General features: G+C 40.0%; 18 protein-coding genes, 1 tRNA gene and 1 riboswitch. Of the genes, 7 read left to right on the top strand and 12 right to left on the bottom strand.

Going from position 1 to position 19490, the window contains the following annotated elements; all coding sequences use genetic code 11:
- Position 1 precedes the first annotated feature (1 nt).
- Positions 2 to 1174 (bottom strand): efflux RND transporter periplasmic adaptor subunit, encoded by a 1173-nt coding sequence (locus QMA12_RS02245; protein WP_087531646.1) that lies wholly within the window; start codon positions 1172 to 1174, stop codon positions 2 to 4.
- A 126-nt stretch (positions 1175 to 1300) separates the two neighbouring features.
- On the opposite strand from QMA12_RS02245, the gene QMA12_RS02250 reads away from it, so the two are divergent.
- Positions 1301 to 1564 (top strand): YkgJ family cysteine cluster protein, encoded by a 264-nt coding sequence (locus tag QMA12_RS02250; RefSeq protein ID WP_087531645.1) that lies wholly within the window; start codon positions 1301 to 1303, stop codon positions 1562 to 1564.
- Positions 1565 to 1632: 68 nt separating this feature from the next.
- Here QMA12_RS02250 and QMA12_RS02255 read toward each other — a convergent pair whose 3' ends face one another.
- Positions 1633 to 3480: a TonB-dependent receptor gene (locus tag QMA12_RS02255; RefSeq protein WP_290208665.1), complete on the bottom strand. Its 1848-nt coding sequence runs from the start codon at positions 3478 to 3480 to the stop codon at positions 1633 to 1635.
- 159 nt (positions 3481 to 3639) lie between these two features.
- Between QMA12_RS02255 and QMA12_RS02260 the strand changes: the two genes are divergently transcribed.
- Positions 3640 to 4140, top strand: a complete 501-nt coding sequence (locus QMA12_RS02260; protein WP_087531643.1) for a peptide-methionine (S)-S-oxide reductase — start codon at positions 3640 to 3642, stop codon at positions 4138 to 4140.
- 62 nt (positions 4141 to 4202) lie between these two features.
- Here QMA12_RS02260 and QMA12_RS02265 read toward each other — a convergent pair whose 3' ends face one another.
- From QMA12_RS02265 to QMA12_RS02280, 4 genes are all read right to left on the bottom strand, one after another.
- Positions 4203 to 4751, bottom strand: a complete 549-nt coding sequence (locus tag QMA12_RS02265; protein ID WP_290208661.1) for a DUF4136 domain-containing protein — start codon at positions 4749 to 4751, stop codon at positions 4203 to 4205.
- Between the two features lie 169 nt (positions 4752 to 4920).
- A complete protein-coding gene (locus QMA12_RS02270; RefSeq protein ID WP_290208660.1) occupies positions 4921 to 7698 on the bottom strand; it encodes an ATPase in 2778 nt (925 codons plus the stop codon).
- On the bottom strand, positions 7698 to 8243 hold the full coding sequence (locus QMA12_RS02275) for a hypothetical protein (RefSeq protein ID WP_290208658.1): 546 nt from the start codon (positions 8241 to 8243) through the stop codon (positions 7698 to 7700). Before QMA12_RS02275 ends, QMA12_RS02270 begins: the two co-directional genes overlap by 1 nt.
- A 5-nt stretch (positions 8244 to 8248) precedes the next feature.
- A complete protein-coding gene (locus QMA12_RS02280) occupies positions 8249 to 9529 on the bottom strand; it encodes a hypothetical protein (protein WP_290208656.1) in 1281 nt (426 codons plus the stop codon).
- Between the two features lie 162 nt (positions 9530 to 9691).
- Between QMA12_RS02280 and nhaD the strand changes: the two genes are divergently transcribed.
- Both nhaD and lysC read left to right on the top strand, forming a co-directional pair.
- Positions 9692 to 10939: a sodium:proton antiporter NhaD gene (gene nhaD / locus QMA12_RS02285; RefSeq protein WP_290208838.1), complete on the top strand. Its 1248-nt coding sequence runs from the start codon at positions 9692 to 9694 to the stop codon at positions 10937 to 10939.
- 114 nt (positions 10940 to 11053) lie between these two features.
- Positions 11054 to 11225: riboswitch (Lysine riboswitch) on the top strand.
- Positions 11226 to 11300: 75 nt separating this feature from the next.
- Positions 11301 to 12701 carry a lysine-sensitive aspartokinase 3 gene (lysC, locus tag QMA12_RS02290; RefSeq protein WP_290208654.1) on the top strand — a complete coding sequence of 467 codons (1401 nt, stop codon included), beginning with the start codon at positions 11301 to 11303 and terminating at the stop codon, positions 12699 to 12701.
- Here the strand turns inward: lysC and QMA12_RS02295 are convergent.
- Positions 12675 to 13424, bottom strand: coding sequence for a 4'-phosphopantetheinyl transferase superfamily protein (locus tag QMA12_RS02295; RefSeq protein ID WP_290208652.1), 750 nt, complete (start codon positions 13422 to 13424; stop codon positions 12675 to 12677). The genes lysC and QMA12_RS02295 overlap by 27 nt on opposite strands.
- Before the next feature lie 153 nt (positions 13425 to 13577).
- Here QMA12_RS02295 and QMA12_RS02300 point away from each other — a divergent pair, with 153 nt between their 5' ends.
- From QMA12_RS02300 to QMA12_RS02310, 3 genes are all read left to right on the top strand, one after another.
- Complete coding sequence (locus QMA12_RS02300) at positions 13578 to 14900, top strand: sodium-dependent transporter (RefSeq protein ID WP_290208650.1); 1323 nt, start codon at positions 13578 to 13580, stop codon at positions 14898 to 14900.
- Between the two features lie 81 nt (positions 14901 to 14981).
- A complete protein-coding gene (locus tag QMA12_RS02305) occupies positions 14982 to 15386 on the top strand; it encodes a biotin/lipoyl-containing protein (protein ID WP_290208649.1) in 405 nt (134 codons plus the stop codon).
- A 5-nt stretch (positions 15387 to 15391) separates the two neighbouring features.
- Positions 15392 to 15871, top strand: a complete 480-nt coding sequence (locus QMA12_RS02310; RefSeq protein ID WP_290208646.1) for a zinc-ribbon domain containing protein — start codon at positions 15392 to 15394, stop codon at positions 15869 to 15871.
- A gap of 140 nt (positions 15872 to 16011) precedes the next feature.
- Here the strand turns inward: QMA12_RS02310 and QMA12_RS02315 are convergent, their stop codons facing one another.
- The 5 genes from QMA12_RS02315 to QMA12_RS02335 form a co-directional block, all read right to left on the bottom strand.
- Positions 16012 to 16695 (bottom strand): hypothetical protein, encoded by a 684-nt coding sequence (locus tag QMA12_RS02315; RefSeq protein WP_290208644.1) that lies wholly within the window; start codon positions 16693 to 16695, stop codon positions 16012 to 16014.
- 92 nt (positions 16696 to 16787) lie between these two features.
- Positions 16788 to 17606: a hypothetical protein gene (locus tag QMA12_RS02320; protein ID WP_290208642.1), complete on the bottom strand. Its 819-nt coding sequence runs from the start codon at positions 17604 to 17606 to the stop codon at positions 16788 to 16790.
- A 13-nt stretch (positions 17607 to 17619) separates the two neighbouring features.
- A tRNA-OTHER gene (locus tag QMA12_RS02325) sits at positions 17620 to 17707 on the bottom strand.
- A 279-nt stretch (positions 17708 to 17986) separates the two neighbouring features.
- Positions 17987 to 18967 carry a 2-hydroxyacid dehydrogenase gene (locus tag QMA12_RS02330; RefSeq protein WP_290208837.1) on the bottom strand — a complete coding sequence of 327 codons (981 nt, stop codon included), beginning with the start codon at positions 18965 to 18967 and terminating at the stop codon, positions 17987 to 17989.
- The gene (locus QMA12_RS02335; RefSeq protein ID WP_087531631.1) at positions 18933 to 19454 is read right to left on the bottom strand and encodes a glutathione peroxidase; all 522 of its coding nucleotides are present in this window, start codon (positions 19452 to 19454) and stop codon (positions 18933 to 18935) included. Before QMA12_RS02335 ends, QMA12_RS02330 begins: the two co-directional genes overlap by 35 nt.
- Positions 19455 to 19490 lie beyond the last annotated feature (36 nt).

Below are 19490 nucleotides of genomic sequence, written 5' to 3' on the forward strand. Positions count from 1 at the left end.
CTTACTCCTCTTTCAACGCAAGCTGCGTTACGCCTGAAGGAGCAGGACTATCGTTAAGTTTCAGTTGCATGCCTTCAGTTGGAAATTCCAGTGCTGAGGTAATTAATTGCTGACCTTCATTTAGACCAGCATCGGCTATTATCATACCGTTTTGTTCACGCACAATATTGAGCGTTTTGAATGAAAGCGTTAGGTCATCGTTGAGTATTGCAATTTTATTATTTTTTACTAAATGATGTGGTACAACAATAGCATTATCTAATGAGCGCCCTGAGATGGTGGCATTTATATACGAGCCAAAGCGAAGCGGTTGTTTGCTGGCATACGGTGTTTTAACTTGCGCGACTAAATAGCTCATGCGGCTTGTTTGATCAATCACCCCTTCACTGCGCACAACGCTAGCCTGCCAAGTGGTAGGCTTACCTGCAAATTCGGCATTAACCGTTACTGTTGCACCGATCCCGCCATTTGTTAAGTACTGCAGCTCTTTGTCGGCAACAGGTAAACGGATTTCAGCAATAGATGTTGAGCTTAGTTCACCAAATTTACTACCAAGGCTGACTACACTGCCAAGGCTAATATCCCGCGCTGAAATAATGGCATCATACGGGGCTTTAATATAGGTGCGTTCTAAATTACGGCTGGCGCGTTTTTCACTTGCTTGTGCTGCGCGATAACGAGCCAGCTTTTCAGCCAGCTGCGGTTTGCGTAAATAGAGATTAGAAGGGATCACTTCGTTTGAGTCATCTTTAATACGATCCCACTCAGCTTGTGCAACATGAGCTTGCGCTCGTTCAATTTCAAGCGCTGAACTTGCCTGCGCTAAGCCTGCTTGCGCTTCAATGAGTGCAGCTTCATAATCATTTGGGTCAATTCGTGCTAGAATGTCGCCTTGCTTAACAAATCCACCTTGAACAAATTGCTCAGAGACATACACGACTTGTCCTGCAACCTGAGCAACTAACTGTGTATGGTCTTTTGCTTTAACTACACCATACGATTTTACATCAAGGTTGATGGCATCAAGGTGAACTACATCAGCTGAGACTAAAGGGCGAGTATCTTGTTCTGGTTTTTCTTCTGGTGGCTGCTTCATTGATGAGAAACCAGCTGCCAAGGCGATGCCGCCAACCAGTACGGCAATAGGTAGAATTATTTGTTTTTTAGTAGCCACAGGGCTTTCCTCATAATTGGGTGACAGGGTAAGCATAATGAATAAAGTATTTACAAGTCGTATGAAGATGTAACAAAGCATTACATAAGTAACAAAGTGTCAGTAATAGGTAATTAAGGGGTGAAAATGAATACACAACCAATGGCGTGTAGGCTAGGCTGCGGAGCGTGTTGTATAGCACCGAGTATTAGCTCTCCAATCCCTGGCATGCCTCAGGGTAAAAAAGCCGGTGAGCGTTGCATTCAGTTAGATAACAATAACTTATGTAAATTGTTTGGTGATGAAAGTCGCCCAAAAGTATGTAGTGATTTTAGTGCGGCTATTGACGTGTGCGGTACGACTAATGCCCAAGCGTTACAATTAATAACTGAATTAGAGCAAATGACCTAGGTTTTTACTGCTATTTGGTTATAAAAAAACCGCGTTTTTAACGCGGTTTTTGACATATATTTTTTATCTTACCAACTATAAGTCGCACTTAAAGTATATTGTTCACCGCGACCTGGTGTACCAGGGATTTCTTCAAACGATTCACCCCATAAATTATCAGCAGCAAGTGTTATAAATAAGTTATCAAACCCTGTCGGTGTGACTTTTAAGGTTAAGTGGGTAAAAAGCGCTGAGTCATCGCCACTGCGTAATGCATTTTCATGCTGCTTACGCCATTCATTATCAACACGAAACTCTAACATGTCAGTAGGCGTCCACACTGCACCGAGTGTTATACGATGATCAGGAAAGTTAAGTGCATAAAAACTGGCATCAATTTCTTCTGCGCCATATGTTTCTGATTTATGCAGGTAAGTATAACTTGTTATTAATTCAACAGTATCGAATTGTTTAGTTGCTAAAATTTCGATGCCAGACGTATCAATATCTACTGGGTTTGCAGCACGGGCATACACAGAGTCAAAGCTGTAAGTCCAGTCTGTTAAGTTGTCATCTTGTCGATAGAACAAGGCAGAATTTAATTGCCAAGTTTGCTGTTCAAGTAACAAACCGAGCTCTAGATTTTGTGTGGTTTCGCGTTCTAAATTATAGTTACTTCTAAATAACCCACCTGACTCACTGCCGCCAATCGCCGTGTAACCTGCCACTTGGCTTGCTTGCGCAAACGATAAATAAACAGTGCGTTCTGTTCCATCAGTATTTACTGTGTTCCAGTTTATATCACCCATTAACGAAAGCTCAGAGTCATCTCTATTGGTATCATCATAGGTAGCACCTAAACGAACGGTCAGTAACTGATTGTTCGCAATAGCTGTTTGATATTCAGGTAACACACTGAGTTTATAATAATTACGCGAGGTAAAGTTATTTTCAAGGGTGGTTGATTCTATTGAGTCTTCAATAAATTGAGCCGAGTAGTTTAAAGCAAAGGATTTATTTTGAGCATGACGTCCTGAAAAACCAATCGATTTAACTTCGGTTTCATGAAAAGCTTCAAAGGCGCTAGGGTTTTCACGAGTATATATATAATGATCGTTATTCTTACGATAATAAGCAGATATTTCAAATGAACTATCAGCGGCATAGTTTTGCTGATGATTAACCAAAAACAGTTCAGTGTCTAAGTCTTCGGTTTCATTTACACCAAAAGGGGTGTACATATTTGGCCAGCCAAAAAACTTTTGCTGTGAGCCATAAAAAATATCAGTTTGTGATTGCGGGCCAGTTAATTGTACTCGTCCTGAGGCGCGACTAAAGTCATGATCGCCATACTCTATTGTTCCGTCACTTTGTGAGTGCGAATATTCACCTTGAAAGCCTAACTGCCAATCGTTCATCCCTTCAAGAGGAGTACTAATGCCAGCATTGACACTTTGTAGATTAAAGTCGTTATTACCAACGCCTAAAGAGGCACTGCCGCCGGTGTTGATTGGTGTCCACCCAAAAGCAACCGTTCCTACTGAGCTATTCATGCCATTAAACGCATTATCAACCCCAGTAAAAATTTTAGCACCACTGAGCATTTGTGGGGCAATAGGGATTTCAGCAAAGTAGTGCCCCGATTGTGGATCGAATAAAGTGACGCTACCAACACTAAAACCAGTATTTTCAAAAATACCGCCACGTATTGTGACATCGGCTTGTGCTTCTGCCATATTACGTGATTGTAAATCAACACGTGGGTCATATTCTAAGTTTGACACTGGTGCATCAAATGTACCCACTGGGAGTTGATTTGCAGTGGCAGAGGAGTGCACTGTTATTTGTTCAATATCATCGGTATTATCTGAGGCCAGAGTGAGTGCTGAAAAATTACATAAGATGGCTGGTATTGCTAGGTGTACAGTTTTGATCACGTTAAAATCTCTTTGCGCTTTTAATTATAGTGGTGTGATTATTTGTTGTTATCATATTTATTACGTTGTTAGTACGCATTTTAAATAGAGCGCTATTGTATCTTAATGAGAGAAAATTGCATTTGATAATCATTCATGTCTATCACATAGGTTTAATATATGAACACATTACATAACACCAATTTAGAAACCGTTTATTTTGCTGGCGGCTGCTTATGGGGCGTACAAGAGTTTATTAAGCATTTACCTGGTGTCGTGGGTACAGAAGCTGGTCGTGCGAATGGCACTAGTAATAATACAACTGATGAATATGACGGCTATGCTGAATGTGTGAGAGTGGTTTTTGATGCCGCTAAAGTTGAGCTCAACAGTTTAATAGAATACTTTTTTGAAATTATCGACCCTTACAGTATAAACAAGCAAGGCGATGATATTGGTCCGAAGTACCGCACAGCTATTTATAGTAAACAGCAAACACACCTAACTATAGCCCGAGATTATATCAACCAACGTGATGATGCCGTTAAAGTCGTAGTAGAAGTGCAACCATTAATAAACTACGTTGCAAGCGATCCCGAGCATCAAGACCGCTTAACTAACTTCCCCGATGATTACTGCCATATACCGCATGATCTTTTGTATAAGTATAAAATGGATTAAATTTGTTCAGATACAAAAAAGCTCACTAAAAAGTGAGCTTTTTAAAAATTAATTATAGCAGTTTATTGTGCAAGCTTTTCTGGTGGAAAACCACTTAGAATAGTCGCAACAGCTTGTTGAACAGCTTTGTTACGCTGTTCAGGCGTTTGTTTTTTCTGTAAGCGACCTTCACGAGCACCGCGCCAAACAAGCTGATTAGAGGCACGATCAACAACATCAATAACTAAAGTACCTACATCATATTCATGGGTTGTTGTTTGTGTGTTATAACCCATACCCCAGTAATTCCAACGTGCGCCATAGCCTACCTTAAATGTATCAACATCAACTTTAGTATCAACAGAGGCATGATAGTTAATTAATACATCTGCTGAGGCTTCGTCGGCAGGTGTCATACCGTGTGCTTGTAATTGTGTATTTACCGCTTCACGCACACGTTTTTCCATCAATGGGCTGATTTGATAATTATCCGCGTTAGCCAAAGTCGCTTGTGGAAACCAAGCAAACGTTTTGTAGTTACCAAAGTCCACAGATTTGTCGTAATCAATATCAGGGGTTTTTGCACAGGCTGCAAGTAGTAATACAGCAGCTGCAATTAATATATTTTTCATGGAGTTTGCTCCTTGGCAAATTTAATGACTATTCGTTGGATAACATAACATAGAATGAATTCAAGGAAATGTTATTTTTTGCCTGTAATTTGTGTAAACAATACGTACTAATCAGTTTAGTCGTCCTTGACTGAATGATATATTAATTTATAGAAACGTCGCTCTGGTCTTATTCATGCTCCACTTCTATCCAATCTTTTTCGTCTACCCAGTTTTGCGCACCATCTTTTACTGAGCGAATAGGCACTATGTAGTCACAGCTTACTTGTGGTTTAACTGAAGCAAAAATTGGCACGAAGCCAAAACTTAAGGCGGTTTCAATAATTGCCTTTTGGTTTTGTGGGTCAATATCGGCCGCTTCATCGATATAAATAGGTATACGGTATAGGTTTTGTTCTTGGTCGCTTAGTAGGTAACGGATAAACAGCATGCCGCATAACAGTTTAATGGTTATACGAGTACCATTTGAGCCTGCTGAATCAATTTTATCAAAGTGTTCAGTCTCACCTGCGCGATTGACCACTTCAAAGCGAATATCAAATAAGTCGGTTAGGGTTAAACCTGCTTTATCAGAAGCCAGTTGAATCAAGTGATCTTTTGCCTCGTTCACTGCGCTTTCGCTGTAAGGTTCTTGGCTTAGTAAATCAAGCGTGTCGCCTTGCTCAAACTGATTGGAAGTACTGATAATGGTATCAATACTATCAACCAACATTTTGCGCGGTATTACGTTAATTTTAAACGCTTGTAGGTTTGAAATACGGTGCTGACTTATACCTTTATTAAAGCTATTCATTTCACGGCGCAAGCGGTCTAAGTCTTCACGCAGGCCTTTAATGGTTGCCGCAACTTCGGTCAGTGCAACACGAGCTTGGCGCTCAACTGCATCACGTTCGTTATCAATATTATGAAATGCACTGATCAGTTTTTGGTATTTAGTAAACTCATCGTTTTCATTATCAAATTTAGTAATACCTGCATTATAAATATGCAAATAGGTATTACGTACGTTGATATCAAAATTACGTAGCTCTTGGCAGTCTTTATTAAAGTGATGCACTAAATCGCTCAAATTATCAAAGTCGATTTGAATATCAATCATATAAGGGGTGACTTTACCACTGTATAAATCAAGGGTATGGTCGATTCGCTCAGATTTAACTTGGCGCAGGCGATCAGCTTGGCGTGATATCAGCTCCTTTTTAGATTTAATAATTGAGCGTCTATCCGCAATTGAACCGCTATTTTTTTGAATATCTTGCAAATAGTCATCAACCTGATCGCGCTCGGCGACTAACTGCTCTTTTAGCATGGCTTGAGCGTCAATTGACTGCAACATCACCTCATATTGCTCAAAGCGTTTTAGTGCACTTTCGCAGCTCATTAGCTCATCGTATAGGGCATCTTTTTCTTTTTGTTTATCAGCCACATTTGCAGCTACTTCGCGCTGCTGTTTAAATTCTTTTAATGAATTTTCAAGGGCGCTTAGCTGCGCTGTAAGTTGCTCTTTATTTTCACCTGTTTGCATTTGCACAACAGAGAGCTTTTTCAATTTAATGGTCGCGCCGGGTAGGGTAAGTACGCCGCCTTTTACGTTATCAGATAACTGCGTTAAAAACTCTCCAAAGGCATCTTCATCGCTAATATCAATATCGCCACTGCTGGTGGTCGCAAACGAGAGAATATCAGGATTTAATATACGTGAAATTTCTTCCACTTCTTTGAGCGATAAATCCTCACGCATTCGGGTGAACAAATTAAATTCAAGGTTTTTAAGTTGCAGTTTTAAACTTTTAATTTGCTTTTGAGTTTCGCTGATACGGTAATCAAGCGTATGTAAACTTTGCCCTTGGGCACTATTTATTGAATGCGACAGTGACTCATAATCTTGTTTTAACTGACTAAGGCTCACTTTTAGCGTTGCCATATTAACCAGTTCAAACTCTGCTTTTAGTGCATTAAAGTCTAAAAACCATTGTTCAATCTGGGTTTGTTTACGCTCAATATCTCTTGATTGCTGAACGTAGAGTTGCTGCTTTTGTTCAAACTCATGTTTTTCGTGCTCAATGTCCTCAAGGGCAACAGTAAGCTCGCTAAGTTGCGCCTCTTGGTACGTATCAAAGTCTATTAGCGCTTGGTCAATTTTAGGGGCGTAAGCGGCCAATTTTCCTTTGAGAACGGTTTGATTTTCAAGCATTGACTCAAGGGCGCTGATTGGCTCTTGCATTGACTCAAGGGCTTTTAATTCACGTTTAGCGCGATTTACTTTATCAAATGAGCGGCGCCATACTTCATAAAAGTCGACTTTTGAGTTAGACATATGACGCTCAAACACCCGCAGCATAAAACGTTTAACATCGGCAGCGCCAAGCTTGTGTAAGTTTAAGATCCGGCGGAATATTTCTTTATAAATCGCCGAATCTTGCACATTATTAAGCGGGATCATTTTTAAATTAATGTCGCCATCAAACGGCGTTGCGCCGCCTGTTAGTAAAGCGTTTAGCTCTTGGGCTTTGAGTTCAATCGGGTTAAAGCCTTGCTCTTTTAAGTGATTAAACAGCTTGGTGAACTTAATAATGGTTTTGCCCTGAGTGTATTGCTCAAGCTCCAGTTTGCCTTGATAACAAAAAAACTGATGGGCGTAACCGGCAATTTTCCCAAGACCCGCAACACCGATGACCACAGGGCCTTGCGGTAAGTTTGCTTCTAGTAAAATGTAAGATTGATCTGATGAGAAATAAAACTTACGGGTTTCATCTAGATCATGACCGTCCCATTCGGTAAGGCGTAAATCATTGATAAGTGGAAACTGCAGAGCATTAATAACCGAACTTTTACCGGTATTATTTGGCGCGCAAATAGAGCTACTTTTATCAAGCGGGATCACACATTTGGCATAACCGGCGGTGTTTAATAATGCCAGCTTACTGAGGCCGTATAGGTTTTTCATTATTCGTCCTCTCCAATATAGGTTTCTTCATTTACTTCCATTAATGCATCGATGTAGCGGTAAATTGGGGCTTGTAGCATAAAACCGCCTTCAACTTCACGGGCAAGGCCTAAGCGAATCATACGTAAGTACACATCTTTACGTAAATCTGAGCCTGAAAAAATCTCGAGCTGATCAAACAAGTGTTTGTTCATTTGCACTAAGGTTTGCATCAACTCTAAATCGTTTACTTCATCAAATAGTGCACGCATCGGGTCTTTACCCGTATTAGCGTAGTGTTCAATTAATATGTAAACAGTGAGTGCAATGGCACGGGAGATTTTGCCCATGTTTGGCGTGCTTTCGTCGCTGGCAAAATAATAAAAGCCGCGGCTATCGTGTTGTAAGTCATGGCCGAGTGAACTAAATAGCGCGCTGTATTGCTCAATGTGTTGATCAAGCTCTTGCCACATTAAGGTGTCTTGTTCACTAATGTGATAACCCGTTACCAGTTTTTTATTGATGGCTTGTAGGTGGGTTAATTCATGTAAATTAATTTGTGTCATAGAGGTTACTCATTCCCTGTTTGGTTATGCTTGGGATCAACAGGCTTTGTATTAAATGGAAAGAGTGAAAAGTGTTGTCCGGCGATTTTAACCCGCATTTTTTCATCGCTTTGACTGATTTCAATATCAGTATCGCTAACGAGTTTTTGATATAAAAACAGCATTTCGTCGGCTTCGAGTTCTGGGTAACTTTCTCCAAGAAAAGTTAATAGAGGCTCTGGCTTTTTACGTTTAGCATTAAAACGCTTTTTAAAGCTGGTTTTAACATTGTTATAATCTGGAATATTCGGTGTCACATATGCTGGCACATCTTGTTGGTCAGGCAATTCATATTCACTGTGTTCAAATTCCACTAAGCCAGCCATATAAGCCACCATGTGGCGTTGTTGACCCAGTGAAAAGCGCTGAGCATCTGATACAAAATGCGGTTGCACACTGCTTAGCATGTTGTCTACGCCATTTTTACGAATCAAACCAAGTACTTTCGCTGCTTGGCGGGTGATCATATTATTACGACGCAGCTCTTCGCGCAGAGGCATAAGCATATCGGCACTTTTACGTAAGCTCTCGCGTCCAACAAGGTGCATTTCCAAAATACGCGTACGCAATTGTTCAAGCATACGTTTATCTTGATACGCTTTACCGGAGCGCTCTATATGCACTATTTGCGTACTTATCTGTTCTTCAATAGTGCTAAAGCAAGCATGAAAGTCACCACGAATATCAACCATTTCGAGCATGGGTTCGATGTATTCGTCAAAGGCTTCAATGACTGCTTTGTAGCGTTTTTGCAACGATTGCACCGCGTTATTGGCTTTTGCTTGCTCCACAATATTTAAAATCGCGTTTTCGTTATGAGCAAACAGCTTCATTATTTTACGTACCCGGTCATCCATAATGCGACTAAAGCGGCGTAATTCATCGTAGTCTTCAATTTCACCAGCATTGGCTAAGCGGTTGCCTAAGCGTGCTAAATCTTCAACTAAAACACTGATTTCTTGCGCAAGCCCCAAATGTTCTTCTTGCAATAAAAAGGTTGCAAAATCAGCAATAGCACGGTTAATCTCAAGCTGAGACGATTTTGCTAATGGAATAATAATATCTTGATTTAAAAGTCGGTTGGTTTCTTTGTAAATACGCTCGTTTGACCAAGTTGGTTGTTTTTGTTTGATCGCATTTTGTACGTCTTTTAAGCTAAAATCAGCCATTTTAAATCGTTTAAATAATAGTTCTAGCATTCCCCAGTGCTCGGTTAGGGTATTTAGTAACTTTTTAGCTGGGATCATAACGCTCCAGTAAATCTCTTTTTAGGCTGTATCAGCGATTAGTAATAAAATAGGTAATTGGCAATAGTTTTACAAAGCCTTTGGTGCTAGACTGCGCGCCGTGTCACATAAGTGACATCAAGAATGCAATTTTTACATTTTTCTAAAGGTTGTTCAAATACCATGGTAACGTCAATTATCCTAACCCTGATAACGCTGGCATTTGTGCTCATCGTTATAGAGGATATTATCCATGTAAACAAGGCCAAAACTACGCTTTTCTTTGGCACTTTATGCTGGATTATCTTATTTATCTCGCCGCTTAACGGGCAAAGCCCCGAAAATATACAACATCAACTTGATCACAATATTTTAGAGATTGCCACACTATGGTTGTTTTTAATGGCTGCAATGACTTTTGTTGCCTATTTGAACTCCAAAGGTTTTATCCAAAATATTGTGCACAGAGTGATGCCAAGTGCCATTAGCGAACGTAAGCTGATGTTTTTAATTGGTGGCTTTTCCTTCTTATTTTCGTCGATATCAGACAACATTACCGCTACGCTTATCTCACTTGCAGTCGTGATGTCGTTAAAACTCGATCCGAAAAAGCTCATTAAATACGCTACGCTAATCGTTTTTAGTGTGAACTCTGGTGGGGTGTCACTCATAACCGGTGATGTAACTACCTTGATGATTTTCCTCGATGGTAAAGTCAGCATAGCAAACTTGCTATTGCTTATTGTGCCAGCACTTTCAAGTGTTGCACTGTTGGCAATTATGCTGTCGTTTGGCTTAAATGGTGCTGTTGAGTTTACCAAACAAGAAGAGCGTCGCATTGAAAAAACCGATATCACTATCGCGGTTATTTTCTTATCAACCATTATGGCTACATTAATGCTTAGTGTACTTTACCATGTACCGCCGTTGTTGACCTTTTTGTTTGGTTTGTCACTGATGTTTTTAACTGCACAGTTTTTAATGCGCAAAAAAGACGTAAACAAAAAAATCATCGATTACATTCGCGAAATAGAATACGACACTTTGCTATTTTTTGTTGGTGTGCTGTTACTCGTTGGTGCATTAAAAGAAGTGGGTATGCTTAGTAAGTTCACTAACTTATATGAGCTAATGCCTGCGCAATATGCAAATTACCTCATGGGTATTCTATCAGCTGCGGTTGATAACGTGCCGCTAACAGCTGCATTGTTAAAAGCCGATATCATAATGAGCCCGCAGCAGTGGCTGTCGTTTACCTATGCCACGGGTGTGGGTGGGTCTATGCTTATTATAGGTTCGGCCGCGGGTATTATTGCCATGAGTAAAGTAAAAGCGCTGACCTTTATGAGCTATTTACGTATGTCGGTTTATTTATTAATTGCTTATACGGTAGGTTATGTTGGCTCTTATGTTGCCGGGAGTTTTATTTAATCGTACGAGATTTAATAAAACAACTTGACAGCTAGACGTCTAAACGATAACTTTCAAAGCCCGCTTTATAGCGGGCTTTGTTATTTTAGCCACTAATTTAAAGTAGTTAATCTAACATTCAGAAGAGGTGCGATATTTAGGTACTTAATGTGAAGCGACGTTTGCTTTTGATCATTAAGGAGGGAAATACTCGCCGAGAAGAACAACTGACGTCACAGTGGTTTTTCGGTTTATGGGGCTGAATCCTCAAAACTGTCACCAATTTAGGTGGAGAGCTTCTGGCAGTGGACTTTTCTTATCAAGCACCCCCTTGCCAAGTTCTTCTTGTATTATCGTGGTTAATGCCACAACAGGAGACGACATGAATACCCAAGTAGTTACAAATAACACGCAACAATTAAGCAATGCAAAATCAGATTACGTTGTCGCTAAATTTGGTGGTACAAGCGTAGCTAATTTTGACGCAATGAGCCGTTGTAGCGAAATTATTGTAGCTGATAACACAGTGCGCGTTGTAGCTGTGAGTGCCAGCGCCGGTGTAACAAACCACCTCGTTGCTTTATGCCAAAAAGACTTAACTGTACCAGAGCGCAGCGAACACATTAATGGTGTGATTGCTATTCAAGACGCCATTTTAAATGAACTGTCGCTTGATGCTGATTTAGCCCATGGTTTTGATGAAACAATTAAAGCGTTTAAATCGCTTGCCAGCGAAACACTTAAATCTAAGCAACAACATGATGAATTATTAAGCTTTGGTGAGCGTTTATCGTCGTATTTATTTACCCAAGTATTACGCCTAAATGGTTTAGATGCGGTGCGTTTTGATGTACGCCAAGTATTAAAAACTGATAGCCAGTTCTCAAAAGCAACGCCAGATGTAGAAGCGACTGCAATGGCGGCAAAAGCGCATTTAATTCCATTACTAAAAGAACATGTTGTCGTTACCCAAGGTTTTATTGGTAGTGATGTCCATGGGCAAACAACTACCCTTGGCCGTGGTGGTTCAGATTACAGCGCGGCATTACTAGCAGAGGCTGTCAACGCAAAAAGTGTACACATTTGGACAGACGTTGTGGGTATTTTTAGCACCGATCCGCGTTTGTGCGTAAAAGCCACACCTATTGCCCGTTTAAGCTTTGATGAAGCAGCAGAAATGGCCACCTTTGGCGCAAAGGTATTGCACCCAGCAACAATTTTACCAGCCAGTAGAAGCCACATTAGTGTGTTTGTAGGTTCAAGCCGAGAGCCTGAGCGTGGTGGTACGTGGATCGAACGTGAAAAATCTCAAGTGCCAGGTATTCGTGCTGTTACGCAACGTAAAAACCAAATTTTGTTAACCCTAAAAAGTCCTGAAATGCTTTTAGCCAGTGGTTTCTTAGCGCGCGTATTTACTATATTGAGTGAGTTTAATATCTCAGTTGATTTAGTGACAACCTCTGAAATCAGTGTGGCAATTACGCTAGATAATGCACCGAATGCGTCTCGCCCTGAGCTTGATCAAGATTGTTTAGATAAACTTGCTGAATTTTGCCATGTATCGGTTGAAAATAACCTAACGCTGGTGGCGCTCATTGGCTCTGAAATTCAGCTGCGTCAACAAGAAGTAAACTTAATGAATGTGCTTAGCGATTTTAACATTCGTTTAATTTGTCACGGTGCGAGCAAACACAATTTATGCTTTTTAGTTGAACAAGCTGAATCAGATTTAGTTGTTCAAGCTATTCATAGCCGTTTACTTGAGCTCGAAAGCGCTGCTTAATTGCTGTAAGTCAGTGATATAAAAGCACTGCCAGTCAGTGCTTTTTTTATTGACGATAGATATGTCAAAGCCTTCAAATACCGTGCTTTTAGCATTTAAATTAGCCGTTGCGAGCTCGGTGAAAACATGTGGACTGAGCAGCTGAGCAATAGGTCGGCTAGTCGCTTTGGCTAGTGCTTCTTTTAAGGTCCAAATCCTAAAAAAACGCTGGGCAGCACATTGCTCGGTTTGGGTAATTAAGTCGACCTCTTGTTGATGATAAAAATGCTTAGCCAGTTTTTCAAACGGGCGTTTTAAGCTTACCTTCTCTATATCAAATCCAAACTCGACCCGCTCAATATTGAGCGCCGCACCCACAAAACCGTTTGAATGAGATAAACAACTACTCAAAACGGTATTGGTGTTTTTTATATGCAATAAGAGTTTGCTGCTTTGCTCGTCAAATTCAGAGCTTATGTGATGAGCGGGTGTATTGGCAAATTCAGTAAAACAGTGTTTAACTAAAATCTTAAGCAGTAAACGTGTGGCGAGATACTCTTGTTTTGCTTTACCGCTTTTTCTACGTTCAATAACAGCTTGCTCAAATGGGCTGAGTAAATTATCTAATGCGAAATCAGCAAAGTTAATAGACTCTGCGTTTAACAATAAAACGCTTTGTGCATTAATCTCAGAGGTATTAAATGGGTTTACAGTCAGGTACTGATCAAAGTATTGGTTAAGCATAAAGTCCAGGTGGCTAGCAGTGAAAATATAAAAGCTGGGTATAAAGTGTGCATTTACTAATGGTCTGTGCCAGCATTGACAAATTTATTACTCAGTCGCTGTGAAATATGGTTTAATTCACAATAATGAAAAATAATAACAGATAGTAGATGTATGGCACAATTGCGTGATGGTTTTCAAAGCCGCCTTGGTTTTGTTTTAGCGGCTTCTGGTGCTGCGGTTGGTTTAGGTAATATTTGGGGCTTTCCTACACAAGCGGCGAATCACGGCGGTGGTGCGTTCTTACTGGTTTATTTTATTGTTATATTTCTTTTGGCTGTGCCTGCTTTATACACCGAGCTGTATTTAGGGCACCAAGCACAAGCGAATCCGGTTAAAGCACTTAAAAATGCGTGGCAAGATCAAGCACCCAAAGTGGGTGCGGTTGCGGGCTATTTAGGCTTAGCAGGCGCTATAGTGATGCTAAGTTTTTACTCGATTGTAGCAGGGTGGATGCTGGCCTATGCATTGGAACCCATAACCACCTTTTTCGGTTTTACAGATATAAGTAATTTTTTACAAACAGATTCAATGGCGCGAAATTTTGTATTTACGCCGCTGATGCTCATCTTGACTGCCAGCATTATTTTAAAAGGGGTTAAATCGGGTATTGAAACTTGGTCTCGTCGTTTGATGCCAATGTTGTTAGTTTTACTAGTGGGTTTAATTGCTTACATTGCCACCCTCGATGGCGCAAGTGAAGGGTTTGCAGCTTACTTAGTGCCTAATTTTAGCCATATATTTGACCCAAACTTAATAATAGCAGCCATGGGGCAGGCATTCTTTTCATTGTCGCTCGGTGTCGGCTGTATGATGATTTACGGCTCGTATTTACAACCAGATGCTAACTTACCGCGCTTAACTGCATCGGTGGCATTGCTTGATACTGGCGTAGCGTTTTTAGCTGGTTTGTTGATTATTCCTGCTATTTATGTGGCGCAACACAACGGTGTACAAGTTTTTAGTGACGGTAAACTCATTGGTGAAGGCCAACTTATTTTTGCAATTTTACCAGAGCTATTTAATACCATGGGTGAAATAGGCTTAGTGGTAGGCTTACTGTTTTTTGTTTTGATGTCTATAGCATCATTAACCTCAACCATTTCATCGACCGAAATCCCCGTAGCATTTTTAGTTGAAAACCATCAAGTAGAACGTAAATCAGCGACCTTTATTGTGAGTCTCACCGTGCTTGCAGCCTCTTCATTAATCATCTTTAATTTTGATTGGTTATTTGGCTTAGTGATCATGGTACTTACCCAGTATCAATTACCATTAATGGGGCTATTTTACTTTATTACGGTAGGTTGGTTGTGGCGCCGTGGTAACCAACTGCACCAAGCAAGCAGTGGCTTTAAGTTTTGGTTTGCTCAGTATATCCGCTTTGTGTGCCCAATATTAATGACCGCCGTGTTTGCTAATGTAGCGTTTGGTTAATAGTTTAGCCGTCAGCCGTCAGCCGTCAGCCGTCAGCCGTCAGCCGTCAGTTTTGAGGGTTAGTACATCCAAGGAGGGATTATGAACAGAGAAGTTAAAATACCGGTTTTGCCTGGCTCGGTAGCAACAGCAAATATTACTAATCTTTATGTTAAAAAAGGTCAGCTAGTTTATGCTGGTGATGTGTTATTTGATGTTGAAACAGACAAAGTTGTGTTAGAAGTGATGGCAGACTGTAATGGCATTATTGAGAATTTAACGATTACCAATGGCGATGCCGTTACTGGCGAGCAAGTTGTCATGACTATAAAACAGCTTGCCGACAGCGAATTGCCAGCACGACCAACTGTTGAACAGCCTCAACCACGAGTAAGCGACTCAGAAGAAAATGCTATTGTTTCTCCTTGGTTAAGTAAGCTAAATAAAAGTTTCATTATTGCGCTAGCAGTAGGGGCTTTAGCTATCCTTTTTGTGCTTGGAAAATAGCTAATATGAGCAATTATGTGAACCACCCAAGGTATGGCAATGAGCCAATCATTTCTGGAAACAGCTATACAAAACAAGAAATCGATAATGCCTATTGGCGCTATAAAAGTGTTCGCTACTTTCCAGAAACGGCAATCCCCGCAGCAACCGAAAAACAAAGTTACAGTGTATATCCAAGGCAACTCTACATTGATATAGCAGAGCAATGTGTCGATTGTCACAGAGCTTTTATATTTTTTGCCAAAGAGCAGCAATACTGGTTTGAACAATTAAAATTTTGGATTGATGCACATGCTATCAAGTGTTTTGAATGTAGAAAGAAAACCCGTGCAATAAACCGGCTGCAAATTAGCTATGCAAACTTAATCATTAAACAGCATAGAACGCCAGAGGAAATCCAATTGCTCAAGTCTACAGCGCAACAACTGTTTGATTTAGGTGTGATCAACAAGGTAAATAAACTAAACGCTATTCGTAAAATATGAGTGGGCATAATCAGGGAGCTTATGTGATTGAGTCTAGTGGTCAAAGATGTGCCAAAAGCGGATCTTCACTCCTGTAATAAGCGTGGTTTTGTAGTGAAGACGAAGCCACATTGAAAAAGCCGTCGCCTTGCCTGCGATTGTTATGTGGTGGAGCCACCTTCTAATTTACACATTTGAGATTCTTGTTGAAGTTTTTTAACATAGTCATTTAAGGACTTATTAAATTTTGGAATATTTTCAGCTACAAAATCCCAATTAAAGCTAAGCAAAGCACTATTCCAGCCTACTATATAAACAAGCCCATCTTCATTAGGAAGTTTATCGCCATGCGTCATATTAAAGCTCACTTGATCAAAATGAGCGCCCTGCTGATCCCTATATGCTTTGGCATTTTCTACAAACTCATCAAAACGTTCCTTAATTTCACCAGAAAATGCATCTGCAATAAGCTCATCAAGGATGGGTTGCCAGAACGCTTTATAATTTCTAGAAATTACACCTGTTTTCCCATAACCTACGTTAAAGATAGTGCAGAATTTAATGATTATTTCTTCGGTAATTAGCTCATCAATCAGGTGAACATCATGAATATCTGGAAACAACGAGCCATGTTTATTTTCAAAGTTGTCTAATGCTTCTCCCTCAAGTCGCAGACCTGTTTTTAACCTTTCTCGCTCTGTGTCGTATAACTCAGTAATGTTCTGCGGTCTTCCTGTGCTACAGAAACGAACAACTCGTAGCCTTAGTTCCAAAAGATCGTTAATCCTTCCGAGAGCCACTTGCCATAAATATAACCTACCGAGAGTTTCCTTCTTGCTTGACATAATATTTTCCCCGCGCTGATGATAAGATTTAAACGAATTTATATAGAAGAAATAACACTTAGATAACCGACGCTGTTTTGCTGCGTCAAGCGTCAAAGGCGCAAAGTTGATTGGTATGTAGCTTTAACAACACTTTCAATTGTATCCCTACCTAAAAAACCATAATTCAATTCAATCCACTTTATGGATTGGCGATATCGTTTAGCACCTTCCTGCTGCTTTACAATGGATTGGAAGGAATGGTTATCTAGTAATGCCTCATGGATAGAATAAAGGCTTAGAGATTTAGCTGTTGATATATAGTACTCGTCGACAGCTTTAGCACACTTTATGAGCATGGTAATTAAGGTTGTAACATCTTTTAGTGTAAATTTATTGTTTCCGAAATTATCTAAAGCAATATTCACATCGAAATGGTGAAAATCATCGAATATTTGCTGTGATCTTTCCTCCAAATACTCCTTAGATGACTTCGAGATGCAAGCATTTGATGAGTTTGCATGAACTACTTTATTTCTCCAGTGACAGAGTAGCTCAGTCAAAATTATCCATTCTTTTTCAATAAATGGAATTCCTGTTAAGAAATCTGTAACTCTATCCGCTTTCGAAGTATTTTGTTTTGGTGACTCATTAAAGTTTTTTTTAGTTCCTGACCAAAAATAATCCTTACTTATCTTTGATAAGTATTCGAACAGGCTTTCGACCGAGTAAACAATCGAAGATTTTATTGCAAAGCGCCTAGCATTAATGCTTGAGCTATAAACATTTCCCGGCTTCCAAGAAATATTCAATTCTTTTGGAGGGGCTGTTTCTTGAGTTAATTTCGAAAGAGAAACTGCGATCGTGTTCATACAGTGAACGCTATGTCCAATATCATCCAAGAACACTTTCAAATATTTCGTTTCAGACATAGAGAGCCTATAATGGTGGCATTGTCAGGATTCGAACCTGCATTTTCGGCTTTGAATAAGTGCTTTTAGTAACCGATGTCTTACCGTTAGACGATGATGCCAGTTTGATTTTAACCTTAAAACGCTTGGCTAGAGGTTTGCTCTAATTCAGGCCTCATAACAAATCTTAGTCCACAAACGATTGAGTTATTTTTCTGCCTGAAGTCGCTTCGTTTCAACATTATATATTTTTACCATTTACCCCAATTAATTGCTATACATTGCAATACAATCAAATAGTGATTCTATCTTGTTTGATTTTTTGCCTTGGTTTGTAAACTTTGACCTAGCACCTAGCACCTAGCACCTAGCACCTAGCACCTAGCACCTAGCACCTAGCACTATTTAACCTCATTACTCAGTGGCTGTTTATTGGCAAACTCAATCGCGTTATTAATGGTGGTTTGGGCTATTTCACTCAATGCTTCTTTGGTGAAAAAACCTTGGTGACCCGTAACTAACACGTTGGGAAAGCTTACTAAGCGTGAAAATATATCGTCTTGCATTATTTCGTCGCGGCGGTCTTTAAAAAAGAGCTCTGATTCTTGCTCGTAAACATCAAGGCCTAAGTAGCCAAGTTTTTTGCTTTTGAGTGCGCTAATGCATGCTTTACTATCGACTAATGCACCGCGTGAGGTGTTAATAAGCATTACGCCTGGCTTCATTTTACTAAAGGCGTGCTCATTAATTATGTGGTGTGTTTGGTCGTTCAGAGGGCAATGTAATGAGATGACGTCACTTTGGCTTAGTAATGTATCAAGGTCGCAAAGTGTATAGTCACCTTGCTCGGCGTAGGGGTCGCATACTAAAACGTTAGCACCAAAGCCGTTTAGAATGTTTACCAGCGCAAGGCCTATTTTACCACAGCCAATTATGCCAATGGTTTTTTTAAACAGGTTAAAACCAAGTAAGCCATTTAAATCAAAGTTGTCTTCACGTATGCGATTATACGCTTTATGGGTTTTGCGGTTCAGCGTGAGCATCAGGGCTACACAATGCTCGGCAACCGCTTCAGGGCTGTAAGCAGGTACGCGGCATACTTTTATATTGTGAGCTTTAGCAGCTGTTAAATCCACATTATTAAAGCCTGCACAGCGTAATAAAATACATTTAATTCCTTGCTCTGCTAGTTGCTTTATTACTGCTTCATTAGCGAGATCATTTACAAATATGCATACAGCATCAAAACCTTTGCATAAAATGGTGCTTTGCTCAGTGAGCGCTTGTTCGAAATGAGTGATTGAAATGCTTGGTTGGTCTTGCAAGCATGTATCAAAAGGGGTTTGCTCATATTTTTGCGAACTGAAAAGCGCTACTGTCATCTGATTCATTGAGGGTACTCTCTATCACCATTTTTAAGGTTTCGGGTTTTGTGCGCGGGGCATAACGCACAGACAACTGACCTTCTGAGTTTATAAGAAATTTTGTAAAATTCCATTTTATTGCGCGGTTTTGTGCAATTCCCCGAGTATGTGTTTTTAAATAATTAAATAACGGGTGGGCGTCAGGCCCGTTTACCATTACCTTACTAAACACTGGAAAACTAACATTAAAATGATGGTGATAAAAATCTTTTATATCAGCGTTTTCTAGAGGTTCATTGTAATCAAATTGATTACATGGAAAAGCCAAAACGATAAAGCCTTGCGATTTATATTGTTGGTACAGTTTTTCAAGCGCAGCTAATTGCACTGAAAAGTTACATTTACTCGCTGTATTGACGATTAAAATAGTTTTACCTTTTAACTGGCTCAAAGCAAAATCTTCGCCGTTATAAAGGGGGGCACTGAATTGATATATGCTATCCATAGTTTACCTGTACTGTGTCGTCCATGAAGAAATTTA

It is taken from the genome of Pseudoalteromonas sp. APC 3893, from assembly GCF_030408095.1.
Classification (GTDB): Bacteria; Pseudomonadota; Gammaproteobacteria; order Enterobacterales; family Alteromonadaceae; genus Pseudoalteromonas.

Excerpts from the sequence above, each read along its gene's own strand:
- QMA12_RS02330 (WP_290208837.1), bottom strand. The coding sequence starts at position 18,967 with ATGACAGTAGCGCTTTTCAGTTCGCAAAAATATGAGCAAACCCCTTTT.
- QMA12_RS02275 (WP_290208658.1), bottom strand. The coding sequence starts at position 8,243 with ATGACACAAATTAATTTACATGAATTAACCCACCTACAAGCCATCAAT.
- QMA12_RS02310 (WP_290208646.1), top strand. The coding sequence starts at position 15,392 with ATGAGCAATTATGTGAACCACCCAAGGTATGGCAATGAGCCAATCATT.
- QMA12_RS02265 (WP_290208661.1), bottom strand. The coding sequence starts at position 4,751 with ATGAAAAATATATTAATTGCAGCTGCTGTATTACTACTTGCAGCCTGT.
- QMA12_RS02295 (WP_290208652.1), bottom strand. The coding sequence starts at position 13,424 with ATGCTTAACCAATACTTTGATCAGTACCTGACTGTAAACCCATTTAAT.
- QMA12_RS02270 (WP_290208660.1), bottom strand. The coding sequence starts at position 7,698 with ATGAAAAACCTATACGGCCTCAGTAAGCTGGCATTATTAAACACCGCC.
- QMA12_RS02280 (WP_290208656.1), bottom strand. The coding sequence starts at position 9,529 with ATGATCCCAGCTAAAAAGTTACTAAATACCCTAACCGAGCACTGGGGA.
- nhaD (WP_290208838.1), top strand. The coding sequence starts at position 9,692 with ATGGTAACGTCAATTATCCTAACCCTGATAACGCTGGCATTTGTGCTC.
- QMA12_RS02305 (WP_290208649.1), top strand. The coding sequence starts at position 14,982 with ATGAACAGAGAAGTTAAAATACCGGTTTTGCCTGGCTCGGTAGCAACA.
- QMA12_RS02320 (WP_290208642.1), bottom strand. The coding sequence starts at position 17,606 with ATGTCTGAAACGAAATATTTGAAAGTGTTCTTGGATGATATTGGACAT.
- QMA12_RS02315 (WP_290208644.1), bottom strand. The coding sequence starts at position 16,695 with ATGTCAAGCAAGAAGGAAACTCTCGGTAGGTTATATTTATGGCAAGTG.
- QMA12_RS02260 (WP_087531643.1), top strand. The coding sequence starts at position 3,640 with ATGAACACATTACATAACACCAATTTAGAAACCGTTTATTTTGCTGGC.
- QMA12_RS02250 (WP_087531645.1), top strand. The coding sequence starts at position 1,301 with ATGAATACACAACCAATGGCGTGTAGGCTAGGCTGCGGAGCGTGTTGT.
- lysC (WP_290208654.1), top strand. The coding sequence starts at position 11,301 with ATGAATACCCAAGTAGTTACAAATAACACGCAACAATTAAGCAATGCA.
- QMA12_RS02300 (WP_290208650.1), top strand. The coding sequence starts at position 13,578 with ATGGCACAATTGCGTGATGGTTTTCAAAGCCGCCTTGGTTTTGTTTTA.
- QMA12_RS02335 (WP_087531631.1), bottom strand. The coding sequence starts at position 19,454 with ATGGATAGCATATATCAATTCAGTGCCCCCCTTTATAACGGCGAAGAT.